This window comes from Marinococcus sp. LNSP9103-4, assembly GCF_056034345.1.
The window spans coordinates 40,920-60,271 of record NZ_JBQLIA010000019.1 but is presented as its reverse complement, the minus strand read 5'-3'; the positions used below and the strand labels follow the sequence as shown (position 1 = coordinate 60,271).

12 protein-coding genes are annotated in these 19,352 nt (G+C 39.4%); 8 read left to right on the top strand and 4 right to left on the bottom strand.

Going from position 1 to position 19,352, the window contains the following annotated elements; genetic code table 11:
- Positions 1–534 precede the first annotated feature (534 nt).
- Positions 535–1,485 (bottom strand): MerR family transcriptional regulator, encoded by a 951-nt coding sequence (locus tag ACTRXG_RS12730; RefSeq protein WP_474285338.1) that lies wholly within the window; start codon positions 1,483–1,485, stop codon positions 535–537.
- Here ACTRXG_RS12730 and ACTRXG_RS12725 point away from each other — a divergent pair.
- Positions 1,484–2,818 (top strand): MFS transporter, encoded by a 1,335-nt coding sequence (locus ACTRXG_RS12725; protein WP_474285336.1) that lies wholly within the window; start codon positions 1,484–1,486, stop codon positions 2,816–2,818. The genes ACTRXG_RS12730 and ACTRXG_RS12725 overlap by 2 nt on opposite strands.
- 600 nt (positions 2,819–3,418) lie before the next feature.
- Here the strand turns inward: ACTRXG_RS12725 and ACTRXG_RS12720 are convergent.
- From ACTRXG_RS12720 to ACTRXG_RS12710, 3 genes are all read right to left on the bottom strand, one after another.
- The gene (locus tag ACTRXG_RS12720; protein WP_474285335.1) at positions 3,419–4,249 is read right to left on the bottom strand and encodes a sugar phosphate isomerase/epimerase family protein; all 831 of its coding nucleotides are present in this window, start codon (positions 4,247–4,249) and stop codon (positions 3,419–3,421) included.
- An 88-nt stretch (positions 4,250–4,337) separates the two neighbouring features.
- On the bottom strand, positions 4,338–5,162 hold the full coding sequence (locus ACTRXG_RS12715; protein ID WP_474285332.1) for a sugar phosphate isomerase/epimerase family protein: 825 nt from the start codon (positions 5,160–5,162) through the stop codon (positions 4,338–4,340).
- A 24-nt stretch (positions 5,163–5,186) separates the two neighbouring features.
- Positions 5,187–6,203 (bottom strand): Gfo/Idh/MocA family protein, encoded by a 1,017-nt coding sequence (locus ACTRXG_RS12710; RefSeq protein ID WP_474285331.1) that lies wholly within the window; start codon positions 6,201–6,203, stop codon positions 5,187–5,189.
- 367 nt (positions 6,204–6,570) lie between these two features.
- Between ACTRXG_RS12710 and ACTRXG_RS12705 the strand changes: the two genes are divergently transcribed.
- The 7 genes from ACTRXG_RS12705 (at position 6,571) to ACTRXG_RS12675 (ending at position 18,875) form a co-directional block, all read left to right on the top strand.
- Complete coding sequence (locus ACTRXG_RS12705) at positions 6,571–6,909, top strand: type II toxin-antitoxin system PemK/MazF family toxin (protein WP_474285329.1); 339 nt, start codon at positions 6,571–6,573, stop codon at positions 6,907–6,909.
- Positions 6,910–7,138: 229 nt separating this feature from the next.
- On the top strand, positions 7,139–8,197 hold the full coding sequence (locus ACTRXG_RS12700) for a tyrosine-type recombinase/integrase (protein ID WP_474285327.1): 1,059 nt from the start codon (positions 7,139–7,141) through the stop codon (positions 8,195–8,197).
- 335 nt (positions 8,198–8,532) lie between these two features.
- Positions 8,533–11,214 carry a DUF499 domain-containing protein gene (locus ACTRXG_RS12695; protein WP_474285325.1) on the top strand — a complete coding sequence of 894 codons (2,682 nt, stop codon included), beginning with the start codon at positions 8,533–8,535 and terminating at the stop codon, positions 11,212–11,214.
- Positions 11,211–12,197, top strand: a complete 987-nt coding sequence (locus ACTRXG_RS12690) for a PglZ domain-containing protein (protein WP_474285324.1) — start codon at positions 11,211–11,213, stop codon at positions 12,195–12,197. The genes ACTRXG_RS12695 and ACTRXG_RS12690 overlap by 4 nt, the downstream gene beginning before the upstream one ends.
- 21 nt (positions 12,198–12,218) lie before the next feature.
- A complete protein-coding gene (locus ACTRXG_RS12685; protein ID WP_474285323.1) occupies positions 12,219–15,581 on the top strand; it encodes a DUF1156 domain-containing protein in 3,363 nt (1,120 codons plus the stop codon).
- A 2-nt stretch (positions 15,582–15,583) separates the two neighbouring features.
- Positions 15,584–16,108 (top strand): hypothetical protein, encoded by a 525-nt coding sequence (locus ACTRXG_RS12680; protein ID WP_474285322.1) that lies wholly within the window; start codon positions 15,584–15,586, stop codon positions 16,106–16,108.
- Between the two features lie 13 nt (positions 16,109–16,121).
- Positions 16,122–18,875, top strand: coding sequence for a DEAD/DEAH box helicase (locus ACTRXG_RS12675; protein ID WP_474285320.1), 2,754 nt, complete (start codon positions 16,122–16,124; stop codon positions 18,873–18,875).
- The last annotated feature ends 477 nt before the right edge of the window (positions 18,876–19,352 follow it).

Here is a 19,352-nt window from a genome sequence, read left to right as displayed (position 1 = left end):
ACTATTGCACCCCGTTGGAAGTATTCATGAGGTATATGGAGAATGATATGGTGTCTAACTTAATTTGACGATTTAAACTTTATAAGGTAAGGTTCAGAAATTTCTCTTCCAATCCCCGTGATACAATAAAGAATGTCGCCCACTTTTCAGGTGAACACTTCCTGGATAGGAGGTGTAACCGTGGAATATCTACTCAGCGACCTTCTATTTCCAATTATCGTGGTCATTAGCGGGAATCTTTTTGCCTACTGGCTATATAGACGAAAGAGCAATCATTAGAGCGACCATTAGTCGCACCATAGAAAAACCCCCAACGTATGCCAGTACGTTGGGGGTTTGGTGTAACCAATGAAATATCTACTATTAGGTATATTATATCATATGCCATAGAGATGTAAACGGTAGAGAAATCATATAGAGACTACCAACAATTCCGCGTACTATTTTTCAATTTAGAGTTCCTATCAAAAAGTTACACTTTTTGATAGGAGAGAGGCGAAATCCAAGACGAGATTGATTTGTTTATTCATCTAGCTAATAAGGCGAGGAAGGGAGTGGTACAGTTACTCGAAACGGCATTTCTCCTTCCGGGAACGTCAAAAAATCACTGGCTACATCCTGGATGTAGGCCTTGCTAGGGACCGGGTATCCGCGTTCCTGCAGAGTCTCTAATGCCTTCCAGGCATTGGCTTTGATCTGATGTTCCTCAGAACGAAAATACAGACCAACATAGGTGCCCTCGGGGGCTGTCGCATTGGCCTCCGCCGTCGACACAGATTGACGATAGGTGGCCATAGAAGGATCGATTCCCTGGGCAGTCGGATAAAGAATAATGCCAAAATGGTACCCCGCGTGCAGGTAATTGACAAAAGCAGGTGTGCCGGGGGGCACGTCGTCCACCTGCAGCCATGTCTCTGGATATGATTGATAAAAAACGTGGTAGAGGCCAATCTGCTCGTAATGTTCCAGATCTTGAACTTTCCGATGCAGGGCTTGGCTGACGGCAAGAAGTTCATGGGCTTTGGTTTCAATAGCTATCTGTTGGTGGTGCAGGACGCTCAGGCCTTGCGAGAGGTCGGTGGCTTCCAACTGCTGCTTAATGGCCTTTAACGACAAGCCGACGCTTTGCAGGGCTTTGATTTTGCTCAGTTGATCCACTTGGGTCCACGTGTAGTAACGATAGCCGTTTTCTGTCACGACGGCCGGTGGAAGCAAGCCGATAGTATCATAATGAAACAAGGTTTTTTTATGGATGCGACATAGATTGGCAAAATCTCCGGACGATAAGATGGTTTTCCCTCCCCTTTTTGCGTATCCCGTAACGGGATGGTTTACGCTAAGCGTAGCAAAGTTCTCGTCCCGGGTCCAAGCTCCAACACGTACCAACTGGAGGAGAATGAGCAATACATCGGTCATCAAGGAGTGGTTATCATTGGGGCTACGTCCATCATCTTTATGGTCAAAGTGGCAGGCGTATAAAATCATGATCGTGACCGGCACGATCTTAGCGTTTGCCGTCATGAATGGAACGATGTTTAATGTGGCAATTCCGGATATCGCTGCTTCATTTGAATTGACACCTGGAGAAGTTAGCTGGGTCGTTACCAGCTTTACCACGGTATTTGCTGTCGGTACGTTTCTATACGGAAAGTTGGCGGACATATTTTCGATCCGACGTCTGTTTACCATCGGATTAATGTTGTTTTCGGCGGGCTCCTGTCTTGGGCTGCTGTCTCCTAACTATGAGACGTTGATCGCCGCGCGCGTGCTTCAGGCGATGGGGGCTTCCTCAGTCCCGCCTTTAGCGTTTCTTGTCCCCGTGCGCCTATTTGCCAAGAAGCAAGGGGCGATGCTTGGGTATCTGGCGTCCACTATTGCCTTTGCTTCTGGTGTGGGTCCAGTGATAGGGGGGACGGTTGGCGGTTGGGTGGATTGGCGTGCCATTTTTTTATTATCCATCGGAAGTGCAGCATTGATTCCTTTGGTGAGGCGCTGGTTTCCGGACGAACCATCCACAAACAGTAAAGTGGATTGGATGGGCGCTCTTTTGATGGGAGCAGGGGTGACCAGTGTTCTGTTGGTAATCACCATGTTTCGTTGGCCTTTCTTAATGCTCGCCCTGCTGCTTTTTGCCGCACTGAGATGGCGCATCCACATGATTTCGTACGCGCTGATTCATCCGGAGACATTGAAGAACCGGGCTTATGTTATGACCTTGATCACGAGTTTTGTAGGAAATATGATTAGTTTCGGGTTGATCTTTTTACTGCCCCTCATGCTTCGCGATCTGTATGGGCTTTCCACGATGAATATTGGGTGGGTGCTGTCCCCTGGAGCCATCATTGCGGCACTGATTGGGCGATGGATTGGAAAGGAAATCACTCGAAGTGGAGGGGGAACAGTGGTTCGTAGAGGATTGTTGTTCTTAGGAGGTGGGGCGTTGTTTCTCTCCACGTTTGCGGCTGTCTCTCCGATCTGGTCTGCCTGCGGACTGGCCCTGGCCTACGTGGGCTTTCCGATGATCCAGAGTGGGACGGCAGATGTAATCAGCTGGCAGATATCTGCTACTCAGCATGGCGAGGGAATGGGGCTGTTCAACTTGTTGAATTTTTTTGCAGGAGCATTTAGCAGCGCGTTGTTTGCGACTCTGCTGGAACAAGGGTCAGGAACATTTTCCCTCAATCCGCTCATGGTGGCACCATATGGTTTCATGTACAGCAATATCTATTTTATGTTTGCGTTGCTTGGCATCGGGGCTTATGTGCTTTTTACCCTAAATTTCAAAAGACGAACAAGTGAGCCATTAACAGACAAGTGAATGAACGGACGTGGATGGAGATCATCTCGTGTAGCGATTGGTTTAAAGGATAATAGATGGAATGAAAAAAGAATCCCCCTGCTCCTGACGTGTAGAAAGCCAACGAAGCTTGCGGTGCAATGGAGGTTTCCATTAACAACCTTGTCATAATAGCGAATGTGGCAATCGAAGTTTGAGTAACCCGAACGCCTTACTGGGCACCAGTGTAAAAAATGGGGGTAATCTCTGTGAAAACTATCTCCTTGTTCCTTTTTCAAATGTCAAAGCTCTCTTCCTATTTGAAGAGGGCTTTGTTCTTGTATCGTACAATTTGTCGATGATCTCCTTCCTAATTAGGTGCGCTTGAATAAAAATGGAAATGTTTAGTGTGGCAAAAGATACACGTTTTGAGAGGAACAAGTAATGTACTAGAGTAGCCATTAAGCTTGCCACTCAACAAAGCGAGAGAAAGTCCCTCAGAGAAAAGATGATTCCATAGAAAAGTTGCCGTTGGAGGTGATTCTCCAACGGCAACCTATGAATTTTACGTCTGGCTTGTTGCTTCCTCTTTTTACCACTGCCTTGATATTTGCGCATGCCGAAAACAACTGGTTCGTTCTGTTAAGGAGCAACGGCCTCCTCCAGCGCTTTTTTCACATAGGCATACGCAGCATCCGCGCATGCCTGCTTCTCCATGTCCCAATACTCCTGCCGGAACAATTCCAGGCTGGCGGGCCCCTCGTAGCCGATGTTTTCAAGAGTGCCAATGATCTCCCTTAAAGGTATCAGGCCGAGGGTCGGGAACACCCGGTTCGCCTCGGTCCGTTCGGCTTCCGGAACGTCTTCCGCATCATCGATATGAAAAATATACAATTTTTCTTGATAGACTTCTTCGAGATCGTGGAGGGTTGATCGTCCAATGAAAAAGTGATAAGCGTCCACCACGAGTCCTACACTCGGATGGTCGGTAAGGGAAACGATGTGATTGGCCGTGGATAATTCATTGACCGAAAAGCTGCTGTAACCAATAAATTCGAACGCAATACGCACGTTGTAGTTGGCGGCAATATCCCCCATTTGCCGGAGCATGGGCACGGTGTTTTCGATGATCGTCTCGGTTGAGGTGCCCTCCGGCACTTCACTCGGCACCCCAATCACATACGGGCAGCCGATGGCGGAAGCGATCCGGCACCAGCGTTCGGTTTCCTGCAACATCTTCTGCTGTTCCAGCTCGGGCTTCATGTTAAAAAATTCTACAGAATTGATCGCGTATGGACGCACGGAAGACTGTTGGAAGCTTTTGGCAAGCTCTGCGAGTGAATGGTCTTCCAGATAGGACTCCAGTTTATACGTGCGTAGTTCCAGGGTATCAAACCCTGCTTTTTCTGCCATTTCGATGTCTTCCAACAAGGTACATTGATTCGTCGTCGATCCGTTCAAGCCAATCTTCATCGTATTATCTCTCCCTTTTTGTTCTATCCGTGCATAGAAATGTTGTATTCGCATCCCGAAGTTAAGCGCTTACGTAAAATGAAAAGAATCATAAAAATAAGCGTTTTAATGTTGAAAGCGATGAGGCGGCATCTTCATACAACTGGTTCATCTGGGTTTCCGCTTTATTGGGGTTAAAGGGATCTTTCCCCGGAGCCAGGCACTCCACCGTGATCGTGCCATGATAGCCCCTGTTTTTGACGTTGGCCGCAAATGCTTCCCAATCTAGGCGGCCTGCTCCCAGGCCTCGTCGATTCGTGTCCGCCACGTGGATGTGGGCCAGGGCGTCGCCGACATCGCGAAATGCTTCTTCAAAATTGGTTTCTTCGATGTTCATGTGAAACGTGTCCAACATCGTTTGTACGGCCGGGTGATTGACTTCGTTGACCAAGGCGCGGGCCTGTTTGCCGTTATTAATGATACAGCTTTCATACCGGTTGAGAGGTTCCTGCACTAACACAATATTGTTGGCATGGGCATAGGGGGCGATTTCTGTTAACGACTGCACGGCCGCGACCCAATTTTGCTGCTCGCTGGCATCAGGAGCTGCTTTTCCAGGGGCGCAGGGAGACATGACAAAGTACTCGGCCCCGGCACGCGCGACCCGGTCAATTTGTTGATGAAAGTAGGCCACCGATTTTTTTCGCATGCCGGGATCTGTCTGAGAGAGATCTGTGGTTTTATCCGGCCAGCCGGCATTGGCGGTAATCCCGCGAATCGTTAATGACAAGTCGTCCGCTAAGCTATTCAGTTTGTTCCAATCATAATCATGGGCATGAATTTCAATTTCATTGTATCCCATGGCGGCTACGTCCCGCATCGTCTGTTCGATCGGCTGATCACCAAACACCCAACTGCATATGGAAAATTTCATTACGACCATCCTTTTTTCTTTGTCTTATATTGTCTTCAGATGTTTGACCCGGCTGGCAACATCGATTTCTTTTCCGGTACGGGCGCTCTCATAAATGGCGTTGACCAGCATGGTTAATTGATAGGCGTCATCGACATCTACGGGTGGGGTGGTGTCGTTAACCAGGGCGTCGATAAACAGCCGGTCTTCTTCAATGTATCCGCCTTTTTCATAAAACGAGACCTGTGTATAGTCTTCGGCTATCATCTGCTGTTCCAGCCCGGGGGACAAACGCACCGTTTCAAGCTCGGCGGTCGATGCTGTGGCATATTTTCCGTAAATTTCTATAGCTTCAAATGGAAAGCTCCAGCCCGAATGGGCCGAGGAGACAAGGGTGGCCATGCCGCCGTTTTCGAAGGTTACGAGCACGGCAAAATCATCAAATTCATTATCGGAAATGGTTTGTCTTGCTTCACATCGAATGGTTTTCACCGGACCGAAAAAATAAGGGAGCAGATCGATTTGATGTATCGTCGTTTCATACAGAAATCCCCCCGTTTTAGTTGAATCTGCTGTCCATGCTGGCTTGAGCAGTTCCCCGCGGTTGAGCTTGAACTGGCCGAGGTAAGGATGGAGCGCACCTTCTTCAATCCATTCCTTTACTTTTTTATGTGTATTCGCGTGCCGGCGGTTCATTCCTAAATTGTATACGCCTTTGGACCTCTTTGCGGCGGCCCGGATTCGTGCCGCTCCTTCTTCGGTCACAGCCATCGGTTTTTCACTAAATACATTCAGATCTGCTTCCAGGCATTTAATCACAGGCTCGACGTGGGTCGTATTCGGCGTTGTCACATACACCGTATCGACTCCTAAGTCGATCAGGTCCTCCAGGGTTTCCACGGCCTGTACATGTCCTTCCAGGGTTTGGGCTAACTTTTTGGCATTATCCAGCACAATATCGGCAACTCCCATAACTTCCACGCGTTCGTCCTGCTGCAGAATAGAACTGTGTACAGAAGCAATGAAGCCCGAACCTAAAAAACCGACCTTGATTTTTTCCATGTATGATCCCCCCAAAATTAGAGTAAGCGCTTTCGTAATCATAAGCTCATTGTAATGAATTTCCTTCTTGATGTAAACCCTTTCAATTATCGGTAGAACATGCAGATGAGGGAACTTTCTTATGCCCTGGATATGTAAACGGTATAGACATCATATAGGAGGTAAACATTCCGTTTATGCAATTGGCGTTGTCCTAATCACATGCAAAAAGGCTTTCTGGAGGGATCCAGAAAGCCTTTTTGTTCGCTATACTATAAGCATGTTTCTCGATAAGCTTCACCTAATATGGAAATTTTTAGTTTTTAAAACGAAAGTTAATCGGCATGAAGTAATAGACTCGGAACCGAAAGGAAAGGAAATGTTGTAAATGCAGGCACCTGAACGTGGAGACTTAATTTATTTAGACTTTCCTCCGCAATCGGGGTACGAACAAGTTGGTCGCCGACCGGCTTTAGTATTGTCCCCAGCTATTTATAATCAAAAATCAAATTTTGCGATAATATGTCCGATTACCAACCAACAAAAGGGGTACTCATTTGAAGTGAACATTCCAGAAGGCAATCAGATCAACGGCGTAGTATTAGCCGATCAAATGAAGTCTTTGGATTGGCGCAGCAGAAATATCACTATTAAAGGACAAGCGCCGGAAACGACCATGCGGCAATGTACAAACTTAATCAAGACGATCTTACAGCTTGAAGACTAAAGACCCCTCGAAAATAGACTTTCTAAGCCGTAGGCAGGGAATGTCTATTTTTTTAGTTGTAAATGCAAAAAATTAGTAGATTAATTTACAGAAACGTTTACGTATAAGTAAACATAAATATTTGTATTTTTAACTCACTGTATAGTCTCTAATCATGATAAAATAATAACTAAAGAAAGCTTCAATTTCCTTAGGTTTTGAAATAGAACAACAATAGGGAGGGCGTAGAATGAATCACCTTGTTTTACCAGGCAATCAAAACCAAGCTCTTTCATTGGAAAGGTCTCACTCGTTTCTGAACAGTGACTTATATGTGGATATTTCTGCACAAGGTTTCGAAGGAGTCGAATGGGATAAAATCCCAGATGAATTTTTGATGTACATCTATTTACATAAAAATAATACGCTGCGTAAACAGCGAAGCGAGCGGACAAAGCGTAAATATTTAGAAACGCTTGTCCCATTCCTTACTTATGTACAAGCGTTCGGAGGGTTAAGAGAAATTTCTGCTCAACGTATCTATGCCTATCAGTTGCATCTCGAGCGAGAGAAAGGGTATAAAGCGAGTACACTGGCACGCCATAGTACGGTTATTAAACAATTCCTACGGTTTCTCGTGCAGGAAGATATGATAGAAACCGATTTGACGACAAAAATGGCGCCCGTTGCTCAACCGAGAGAGGAGCTAGTAGACCGGGATCTCCATGAGCACGAAGTTCAGGAATTACTCTCTTATTTCAAACAAAAAGATTCGTTTGCTTATGCCTTGTTAGTCGTTTTAACAAGCACGGGTATGCGGATTGAAGAGTTGGCAAATGCCAAGTGGCGCGACCTAGAATGGCGTTCGCCAGAAGGGGCTTTTTTTCTCCACATCACGGGGAAGGGAGAAAAAGAGCGGCCGATTTTTCTTTTCGCCGATGTGTTGCGTATCCTCCAAGATTTTCGAAAAAAACGGGAAATGATCACAGAAACCTTTACAGGAGACTCTGCATTCTTTCCAAAGAAAAACGGGGAGCATTATCATGTAAATTACTTAGGGGATCGTTTCAGCAAGCTCATGGCCGCAGCACCATTTCCATTTGTACAGCATCGTAGAGATCCTATTACGCCGCACACATGCCGTCATTATACGACATATTACATGTTAGAGCACGGTGCTGATCTTGCATCGGTTCGAGACATGTTAGGTCATGCATCGATACGAACGACGGAGCGATATCTCATTCGGAGAAGAAACTATGGGGAGCATGCTGGTTTAAAAGTGAGCACTAGGAACTTTACCTCGTAGTTCAATATCATATAAAAGGCGTTGCATATCACTTATTACGCAGTTAATAAATTTAATATACTTTCGTTCTACTTTCATCACTTTCTATAATTTTAAATAAATTTTATTTAAGGAAGAGCGTTTATATAAAGAATTTGAAGACCAATATCTAAACTATTTATAACATCAATAAAATTAAAAATAATTTTTATTTCTATTATTGATATGGTTCCTATAGGGACTCATACTTTAAAAATAAATCAATTTTGCATTTAGTTTTCAAGGCTTTAAAACACATGAATATTTAAAGACTGATATAGGTATTAAGATATGAAAATATTATTGGAGTGATTTAATTGTTAGGCCTTAGATTAAGAGAAGAGTTTAGAAAAAAAAGATTAAAAGGGACAATGATTGACTTTAACGACGTAGTTAACCAACAGGCCTCAGATTTTCTAGAAATTACGTATCCTTCTAATGATTTGATTAAAACAATAGAATCTGTAGGTCCCGACCAGGCTAGACCAGTAGTTATGATTGGTTCTAGAGGCCAAGGGAAATCTCATCTTATGGGTGCGCTATATCACACTTTTACCAATCCCTATGAAACTAAGGAGTGGCTCAACAATTGGGCTAAGCGCCTTAATAAACCTGAGATATCTAATATTGAAATTAGAGAAGACATGTTTGTAATAGCAGAAAGTTTACAAAGACAAAAATATAAATTTTTGTGGGACATATTATTAGAACGTCATCCAAATGGTGAGTATATTCGAGGAAGGTGGGAAGAACAAGGGAATAAGCAGACCGATATACTTAGCTATGATTTAGTATTGGAGATGGCGAAGCGTAATCCTACTGCTATAATTTTGGATGAGTTTCAGACGTGGTATGATGGACTCACTAATACTAAACAATACCCTTGGAAAAAGTGGGCTTTTAATTTTATTCAGATATTAGCTGAAGTAGCAAATAATCATCCAGAACTATTATTGTTAGTGGTTTCAGTACGTAATGGCAATACGGACGCATATCAACAAATACATAGAAATAATCCTGTATTGATTGATTTTAAAGGCGAGTACACCAAAAGAGATAGAAAGCGTCTTCTCTTACATCGGTTATTCGAAAATCGAGTTCATACATCAGATAAAGATATTTCTACATTAATCAATGTACATGTGAACGAGTACATAAGGTTAAATCAGATTCCTGAATCTGAAAAAGAAAAAGAAAGAAATACATTTATTGAATCATGGCCTTTTTCACCTCAACTTTTAAAGCTGTTAGAAGATCAAGTCTTAATAGCTACTGACGCTCAAGAAACAAGAGATCTTATAAAAATTTTAGCTAATTTATACAAACATCATGATAACAATAAAAATATTATCACTGCTGCTAACTTTCTAGTGGATGACGACCAAGGTGGTGTAACTGCTCTTCTAGATTCAGTTTCAAATGAGTACCATAAGAATCTAAGAGAAAAAGCTAAAAGAAATTTAGAAGCAGTATTAGATGGTGTGAAATACGCAGAATCCCGACCAATGCATGCCTCACAAATAATCAGTGCTCTTTGGTTGCGCTCATTGGCAATTGATAAAATGGCGGGAGCAGAGCCCTCAGCATTACAGGTTGATATAACACAAGATAAAGCCATAGATGATAACTCTTTCACTTTTGAACTGAACACAATTGTAAATAACAGTTTTAATATTCATCAGCGGGACAATAAATTAGTTTTTCGTGAAGAAGAGAACCCGAGGGCTAAACTTTTAGCTTTCGCCAGAAATGATCGACTGTTTCAAGATGGTGCAGACTATGAACAATTAGCTAAAGAAATTCGTTATTTGATTGGTGGGTCAGAAGAGGTTAGCAGTAAATATCGTATTATAGTATTAAAGAACAATTGGGAAATTGACCCTTGGAGTGAACTTGAAGAAGGGGACCACCCTTCTAGGTGGGATAATAGAATCCCTATTATTGTTATACCTCAAATGCAAGGTAATATGGAATCCCGACTCGGAGAATGGTTAAGTAAACATGTTTCCACAAAGAGAAATACAGTAAGATTTTTACTTCCAGTTCCAGACACAGATAATGTATTTAGAAATCAAGAATTGATTATTCTTGCTCGCGTAATCTTAAAAGCCAATGATTGGAAAGAAAATAATAACGAATATTTAAGACTTCAGAAAAAATACAGAATTGAACTCCAACAAAGTATAAATGCATTATTTGAGCGCTTTGCAATTTTAGACATTTGGAATTTTCAAGAACCAAAAAAGTGCGAGTTTCATATAGATGCACATCATGCGCGGGGCACAGCAATTCCTTCTGCAATTGACAAAATTATTAGGGAACATATATTTATCCCGGAAGATTTTGAGGAATTAGTCATAGCTAACGCTGAACAAAGTGAGCCAGTTAGTAAACTAATACGAGAGCTTAAAGAACCGCGACCTTCCGGAAAAGAGTGTATACCTTGGCTAGGTGAAACTGAAGTAAAAGAAAAGCTTATCAACATGTGTGCGAAGGGGAAAATTGCAATTGATAATAGAGGCTTAGAAACTTTACGTTCTAACGCTTCCGAGCCTTTTGAGGAAGCATGGCACCGTATGAAGGGTAAACTAGGGACTGGAAAACATCTTGAAGAAACATTTATTTTTAAACCTAACACGGTTTCTATGAGGACTTCTAGAATTGAAAAAAATGAAGAAAATAATTCGCAGAAAGATCGAATAACAGTAAATGAAGTGCCTTTTAATAAATCTTTTGGTTACGGTGATCTTCCATACAATGGGGGGGATATATTTAATAATCCTGAGATCAACAATGTTTCAAATTATTCAAGTGGTCCCACGTCATACCTAAACCTTCTGGGGGACATTGAACGATGGGGAGTTAAAGCTACCACTCCTGTTGAAAATATTTCTATTAACGTTACTCAAATGACAGGAGCCCAGCTACAAAATTTATTAAAATCTCTACCTGATGGATTGAAATATAGCTTGAGCTTAGACAAGGGGGATGAACAATGATGACCTCAGATTTTTTGCAATACATTTTAGCTGAGAAGGACAGAACTGCTTGGAACTATATTTTTAATTTTCTTTATGAAACTTTCTCAGAACCGTTTATAAGTGAAATTCCAATAGAATCACAAGTGATATCACGTGAAAGAAAGATTGAAAATATTGATACTTTATTGTCTGACTCTGCTTGGGACTTATGGCAAGCCTATAATATGAACACTGATAAAACTAGTGAAAATATTATTGATTTCTGGCAGACCACCAAAGACGGTAAAGCAATACTTATTTTAGATGGGCTATCTTTGAGGGAGATGCCCTTTCTATTACAAGGTGGGAAGGCAAGAGGTTATGATGTTGATTATAAAATTACGAGTTCTGAAACACCTAGCGAGACAACTTTTTTTGCAAAAAGTTTGGGGTTTAAACAACGTTCTTTATTAGAGAATAACGGTGGCTCGTCCCCTTTGATTAATGAGGTAACTACAGATTGTATTGACTTGCCTTGGAAAGACTGTAGCTTATTAATAAAAAGTGAACCCAATTGGTTTATTTGGCATACATGGCCGGATGATAAAATACATGCATCCTCTAGTCCAGGAAAAGGGGTGAGGGATGTAGTTAAAGATAGTCAAAGAAATTTAACTTCTAATGATTTTTGGGAATTTATAGAATCACTAACACAGGGAAGAGATTTAATTATTACTAGTGATCATGGCTATGCTGCGTCGGGCCTGTTTCCAGATGTTGTGAGTAAAGAACAGAGTGACTATTTAAGAAAAACTTTTAAAAGTGGCCGTTACATAAAACATGAAAATAAAAAGAATGAGTGGGTACCGCCAACGGATTTACAATTGGATACCAACTACGGTTCTTACCGATTTGCTCTCGGGAGAAGGAAATGGAAAAGTGCGGGTGGATATCCTACTTTGTCTCACGGAGGGCTATCCTTGTTAGAAGTAGCTGTCCCTTTTATTAAAATAACTAGATAATATTAATTAGGGAGCAATATTATGAATGAGAAAAAAACAAAAAAAGAAAATAATTCAGAGGAAATTCAGAAAACTGTTAATGCGGGTAATAAAGCTTTAATAGAAACTGTTGATTTTGGGGATGTTAACCGTCCCAAAACTGCCTTAGAAGTCGATTTTCCCATATTATATGTAAACAAAATAGCTGCTATAGAAGGTAACGCAAGTAAACCAATTTATCAAATGTCTAAATGGTGGGCTAGACGAAGGTCAAGTGTTTTTCGTTCATTACTTATTGCTGCTGCAATGAAAGCCCCGGAAGACCATATGGATACGGCTAAGAAGGTTTGGGATCTTTATTACTGTAATCATCAAGAAAATAGTGAAATGAAAAATCTCAAAGTTGCAGATATATTCATGGGAGGAGGAACTACGGTAGTTGAAGGTTCGCGATTAGGCATGCAGATGTACGGTAATGACTTAAACCCAGTAGCATGGTTAGGGGTAAAAAATGAAACTTCTAGTGTTAATACAGAAGAATTTAAACAACTGGCTGAGCATGTAGAAAAAGAAGTCAAACCACAAATTATGCCTTATTTCGCTTGTAGCTGTCCTAGAGGTCATAGAGGAAAGTGGTTAAAGTTTAGTACTAAGGAAGTGCCTATTAAGCCATTCATTAGTAATTCTACAACGGGTCCTCCTTCTGAAAAAGATATTAAAAGTTTTAATAGGGATATAGCTACTTTTTCAGGTTGGAAGAACTGGTATATAGGACAAGGGTACAAGTTTGAAATAATGGATGATGATTTCGACCCTATGAAATTGACGAATGAGGAGCGATCATATTTTCGATATTGGGGCCCTGAAATAATTTATTCTTTCTGGGCAAAACATGGCCCATGTCAAGTGACAGGGTGCGGTCACCGAACTGCTATTATGAATTCACCGGTAGTAACTAATAAAAATCTCAGTGTGAAGACATGGGAAAACTATCAATGCAAGTGCTGTGACTTTGAGTTTGATATAGAAGAAAAAGAGGTTCGAATCGCCCCAGGAGAACCTTATGTAATAGCAGATAGTGAGAAAAGTCATGCAATATTAAAAGAGGATTCCAGTTTCTCGTGCCCCAAATGTATTAAAGAAGAGAAGTTAGAAAATATTGCAATAAAACCAAAGAACAAAAAAGTTTATTTCTCTCTATTAGTACATCCAAATTGGATAAAAGGGTCTTCAGGCTATGGAGACGATGGCACTCCTCTCGGAGGGAGTTCCGACGATAACCCAGAAAATACAATTCTTTGGCACAATGAAAGATCTAAAAACTTAAAATTAATTGAAGTACGTGGCGTTTTACCAGAAGAAATTACGTGTCCTGATACAGGTGAAAACATAAAAACTAATGAAGAAGCAGGAACAAATAAAGGTAGAGGCAAATTTAATTGCTCTTCTTGTGGCACCCAGCAAGTACTATCCAAAGCTTTATCTTCATTGAATAAGGATGCCCCGATGTCAAGTTACGCACTCCATTGTTACTGTCCAGATTGTGACAATGATAATAAGTCGTATAATGGAAGATTTTTTAGTAATCCTAATAAATATTTTAATTATAATCATGCTATTCTTGAATGGAATTCTAGAAAAGATAATGATTTAAAAGGTTATTGGCCAGAGAGTGAAATACCGTTCAGTCATCAAACACATCAAAGGGATAATTTACCAAGTCATGGTTATACTCATTGGTGGAAAATGTTTAATAAGCGCCAATTATTAATATTGAGTCAAATTTTTAAATCGATATCTACAGCAGAAGCATTTTCTTGGGATTCTAAAGAGCTGTTGCTTAGTGCCGCTCAACAATATCTAAGAAATCAAAATATGTTTTGTATATGGAATGCAGCTAGGGATACCCCTGAGCCCCATTTTAGTAACAATAACTATTACCCTAAAATGAACATCGTTGAAAACAGTGTGTTTTCAATTCTAGGACGAGGAAACTTTCAATCCTCTTATAATAATATAATTAAAGCTTTAGAGTGGAAAGAAAACCCTAATGAAATTATCCCCACTCATTATCTTAAAGAAATATCTCCGGATAAATTTGAGTCTATTTCTACAAAAGGATACAAAGTACCAACAAAAGACCCCGTAATTAATAACGCAAATGTGTTATGTGAATCATCAACAAGCCTCAGTTCTTTTTCTGATAGTGAAATTGATCTTGTCATTACTGATCCCCCGTTTGGTGATAATGTACAGTACGCAGAATTAGCCGACTTTTTCTATGTATGGTTAAGATTGGTATTAAAAGAAAGATACCCTAACGAATTCTCGTCTGCATACTCTATGAAAGCTTTGGAAGCAGTTTCGAATAAAGCTAGACACCCTGAAAACCCTGATAAATTCTATCAAAGTTTATTGACTGAATGTTGGAAAGAAGCATTTCGAGTTATGAAGCCAGGAGCAACTTTAGCCTTTACGTTTCATCATAGTGAAGATGAACCTTGGATTGCTGTTCTAGAAAGTTTATTTGACGCAGGTTTCTATTTGGAAGCTGCATATCCAATTAGAAGTGATGAAACTAAAGGAGAGAAAGGGCAGTTTGGTTCCAGGAAAATTGAATACGATATTATTCATGTCTGTAGAAAGAGAATTAATAAGCCTGAGCGTGTAAGTTGGGCAAGAATGCGTAGGCAAGTTATTAGAGATATTCGGCATTTACAAGAACTTATGACTAATCATTTAGAAGCTGGTTTATCTGAATCCGATTTGCAGGTTATAAAAAGAGGGAAAGCTTTAGAGTATTTTTCTAAACATTACGGTCAAGTATTCATTGAAGAAGGTAGAGAATTTACTGTCAAAGAAGCTTTAATCGCAATAAATCAACTCCTTGCTGACGAATATGAAAAAAATTCTGAAGCCCCGCCTACTGAAGCGGAAGGGTTAACGCGACAATTTTTAAGAATATTTGACAAGAGAAGTAGTATCCCTCGCAATGAAATGCAAAATTTTCTTAGAGGTACTGGGGTAGCTGCTTCTGATTTTATAAGTAGACATTGGTGTATTGAAAGAAATCGTGATTTTTATATGACTTCACCTTTAGAAATAGCAAAAGAGTGGAAAGGAAAACCCCGAAGAGGGATGGCCCATGATTATGAACAAGCAATGTTTTTAATAGGAGCCTCATACGAAGACAGTGGAATTAATATCAATGAAACGCTAAATAACCCAAACTTTAAGCCCCATCCAGCTATTGGTTCACTAATTAAATGGTTTATGTATAATAGTAATTCTTCAGAAATGAAAATGGCGGCTCTAAAAGCACATCAAATATATACAGCTTGGGAAGCTAGAAATCCGAAATTAAAGCACAATCAACTAGCGCTTTTTGATATGGAGGAGGAATAATTTTGTCTTCTTTTATTTATACTGATAGATGGACTCGGAGTGGCATTTCGCTACTCTGGGACTCTTCTGCACTCAGTGCAATAAGTAATGCAAATGAGGTATATAGTGTAAGGGAATACCTTCAATATTATAAGAAGGGCTGGCCTGATGAGCTATTATCTGCTAATGGCAACGCTATGGTAGTTGCAGGATTGGATACAGTCTTAGATATAATGAAACCTGAAGAAGTAATAATATGGTTAGAAGAAGTCTTTTACTCCTCTCTGTTATCATTTCAACAAGAATATGAGGGTCAATGTGGACTAGTTTTTTGGTTATCTGATGGCCAATATAGACTAAAGCACAATATGCCTGACGATGTATATTACTGGAAATGTGAAGGAGAATACAAAGGAAAGGAAATTCCATTAAGCCGTTGCTTATGGAATGGAGCTGCTTCCGATGCAAAATTAATTGGGAAGGATTTAGATGCGAAAGAGATTAGTGACAGTGGTTGTATAGGCATTTATCATCCAAGGATTTCATGAAAATGGTGAAAAAATGATTTATAATACTGGAGCACGAATTTTTCATTCTGAATATGGCGAAGGAATCATAATTTCTCCCCCTCGTGAAGGGTTCATACAGGTATTCTTTAAACTGGGTGAATTTCAAGTTCCAGTTGATGCAATTACTCCTGTTTTAAGCCGATCTGAAAAGATCGTTGTAAGTACTTTTTCAAGTGAAATGCGTAATAAAAGAGCTCGTTTAGTGTATCAAGCCCATAGTTTGCCTCTAATGAAAAGCGCTGTCGCTTTGACATCTGCTAAAATTGATTTATTACCTCATCAAGTAGTTCTTACACATGGTGTAGCCACTGCTTCACCAAGAAGGTACTTAATTGCAGATGAAGTTGGCCTCGGAAAAACAATCGAAACAGCTTTAATTTTAAGAGAATTAGCAAGCAGAGGAGAATTAAACCGCGCATTGATAGTAGTCCCGGCAGGATTAGTAAATAATTGGCATGAAGAGTTAAACGAGGTTTTTAATCTTGGTTTTGAAGTCTTTGGTAATGAAGGTGATGTAACAGATCGACGTTCTAACGCTTTTGCTAAGCATGATCGATTAATAGCAAGTATTGATACTTTAAAAAGGCAATCGAGAATTAATAGATTAAAAGAAGCACCACATTGGGATTTAGTAGTTTTTGATGAAGCACATCATTTAAGCGCCTATAAGAATGGAACAAAAATAAAAAAAACGGAAAATTATAAGTTTGCTGAAATATTAAAAGAATTAACGAGAGATATTTTATTGTTATCAGCCACTCCACACCAAGGGGATAATTTCCGTTTTTGGATGATGATTCAACTTTTAAATCCCACATTATTTTACAATGACGATGATATGATTGAAAATCGTCATCGCTTAAACGAAATTGTCTATCGACGAACAAAAGCTGACGCTTGTAAACCGGATGGTTCTACATTATTTGCAAGGAGGCTAGTGCATACAGAATCTTTTGTTATGACAGAGGAAGAATTAGAGTTCTACAACGCTTTGAAAGATTATATTACTGACGGATTTGCACTTGCCAAAAAGCAAAATGGAAAAGGAAGAGCTCTAGGGTTTGTTATGACTATATTTCAAAAAATAGCTGCTTCAAGTTTTGCAGCAGTTAATCTTACTTTACGAAGAAGACTATTAGCTCTTACTATTCAAGAGGGTATTGTACATGACACAAACTTAGAAATAGAGCTAAGAGATAAAGCATATGAGGAAGCAAGAGAAATTATAAGAGAAGAACTTCAATTAAAAAACGACCAAAAGGATAACATTGAACTTGAGCACATTTTTACTGATTATAAGCGAAAAATACTTAAGAAATTTGATGAGGAAAATTTGAAGATAATTTCAAGAAAAGATACTAATGAAATTGACATGGCTAATGCAGAAGATATTGCTATTCGATCAGTTGATATAGCTTTGCCAGAAGAAAGAAATCGAATTAGGTACGTTTTATCAAAAATACCTCATGATCAAGAAACTAAAGTGAAAAAATTAATTAATGCACTTGGCGCCTTGTGGCGTTCAAATTCGCAAGAAAAGATAGTAATATTTGCAACATATTTAGGAACAGTTGACATGTTAAATGAAGAAATTGAAAGAGCTTATCCAAATCAAGGGGTCACCGTCTTAAAAGGTGGGGATCATAAAGCAAAAATTGCTTCTCAAAGACGTTTTCAAAGGAAAGATGGGCCTAAGATATTGATTTCAACTGCAGCAGGAAGAGAAGGTATTAATCTGCAGTTTTCTCATGTTTTATTTAATTTTGACTTGCCATGGAATCCAATGGATTTAGAACAAAGAATTGGACGAATTCATCGGTATGGTCAAAAGCATACAGCTCAAGTTTTTAATTTAATATTATCAGACACGATTGAGGGTAAAATTTTCTTGTTGCTTGAAGATAAGTTAAAGCAAGTTGCCAAAACTTTAGGGAAAGTAGATAATTATGGGAACATTGCAGAAGATCTTCAAAGTCAAATTTTAGGTCAAATGTCCGAGCAATTAAATTATGAAAAGTTATATATGAATGCTTTAAACGACCCTTTGTTAAAAAGAACACAATTTGAATTGGATCAAGCACTTCTAAATGCTAATACAGCTAGAAAAGCAGTTTTTGAATTGTTTCAAGATCTTGATAAATTCAGTTTAGATGATTATAAACCATTTTCTGATGTGAAGAGTAGTTTGGATCAGATTGGTGAGTTTGTTAAAAGAGCTGTTCAAGTGGACGGTGGTGAATACAAAAATTTAGGAAAAGGTAGGAGTGAAGTTTTCACGCCTACTAACTCTACGATTCGTTTTACCAATAATAGAGAAGATTCTTTAGAGGAAAATAATCTAGCATTGCTAGGGTTAGACCATCCTTTTGTTGAAGGATTGCTCTTAAAATATTTAAATTTTAAACCCGAAGAGATCGGAATAAGAGTTCAATCTAATGAAGGTAATTCAGGAGTTATTTCAATTTGGTATATTGAAATAACCAATGCTAAAAAAGAGACTAAAGCTCATCTAATTCAGATAGCTGTTAATGAAGAAGGTATTCGAATTCCTAGATGGGAAAAACAAATTGAGAATTTTTTTGATTTACCATCTTATGTGGGTCAAAAAAAAGTTGAAGAAGGAAAGAATTTTTTGAACGATGCCATCTTACCTATGCTACAAAGAGAATTAATACACAAAGGGCTAATATCTCAACATAGTGACTATAAAACTAAATTAATAGGATGGATTGAGGTAATTAAATAAAATTCGTTTATTTTTGGCTTGTGATATTTTTCAATATCTGGTTCAAATGTTTTATAAATCTATTTTCATTTTTCTTCTCCTTCTCAAATATTCACATTTTAATCATTCTAGAAAAAATAAACAATTTGAATTAATATTGTTCGTTTTTTCTAGAATGATTATTTAATTTCACGTATCGTATATCTTATATAAAAACATTTAATTTGAAACAGAACCAATTGGAACGTTCGTTCGGTTGATAGGCTCATTGTCTTTGATTATGCCAAACCCTAAGGAAATACAACATTTCCTTAGGGTTATATCAGGGTCTGAAACTGGCCCCATTTTCTTCAAAAAAGAAAAAACTATATGTATTCCTTTAGCGATGTTCTTGATGTGAAGATAATTATGGTATGTGAAATTAAAATCAATTTTTATGATTATCAAGGATTGTGTTAATAATAGTTATTATATATACTATACTTACAATATATACTT

What these genes read in the sequence shown, in the direction of transcription:
- ACTRXG_RS12720 (WP_474285335.1), bottom strand. Translation starts at nt 4,249, where the DNA reads ATGAAGATTGGCTTGAACGGATCGACGACGAATCAATGTACCTTGTTG.
- ACTRXG_RS12675 (WP_474285320.1), top strand. Translation starts at nt 16,122, where the DNA reads ATGATTTATAATACTGGAGCACGAATTTTTCATTCTGAATATGGCGAA.
- ACTRXG_RS12685 (WP_474285323.1), top strand. Translation starts at nt 12,219, where the DNA reads ATGAATGAGAAAAAAACAAAAAAAGAAAATAATTCAGAGGAAATTCAG.
- ACTRXG_RS12690 (WP_474285324.1), top strand. Translation starts at nt 11,211, where the DNA reads ATGATGACCTCAGATTTTTTGCAATACATTTTAGCTGAGAAGGACAGA.
- ACTRXG_RS12730 (WP_474285338.1), bottom strand. Translation starts at nt 1,485, where the DNA reads ATGATTTTATACGCCTGCCACTTTGACCATAAAGATGATGGACGTAGC.
- ACTRXG_RS12715 (WP_474285332.1), bottom strand. Translation starts at nt 5,162, where the DNA reads ATGAAATTTTCCATATGCAGTTGGGTGTTTGGTGATCAGCCGATCGAA.
- ACTRXG_RS12705 (WP_474285329.1), top strand. Translation starts at nt 6,571, where the DNA reads ATGCAGGCACCTGAACGTGGAGACTTAATTTATTTAGACTTTCCTCCG.
- ACTRXG_RS12725 (WP_474285336.1), top strand. Translation starts at nt 1,484, where the DNA reads ATGATCGTGACCGGCACGATCTTAGCGTTTGCCGTCATGAATGGAACG.
- ACTRXG_RS12710 (WP_474285331.1), bottom strand. Translation starts at nt 6,203, where the DNA reads ATGGAAAAAATCAAGGTCGGTTTTTTAGGTTCGGGCTTCATTGCTTCT.
- ACTRXG_RS12700 (WP_474285327.1), top strand. Translation starts at nt 7,139, where the DNA reads ATGAATCACCTTGTTTTACCAGGCAATCAAAACCAAGCTCTTTCATTG.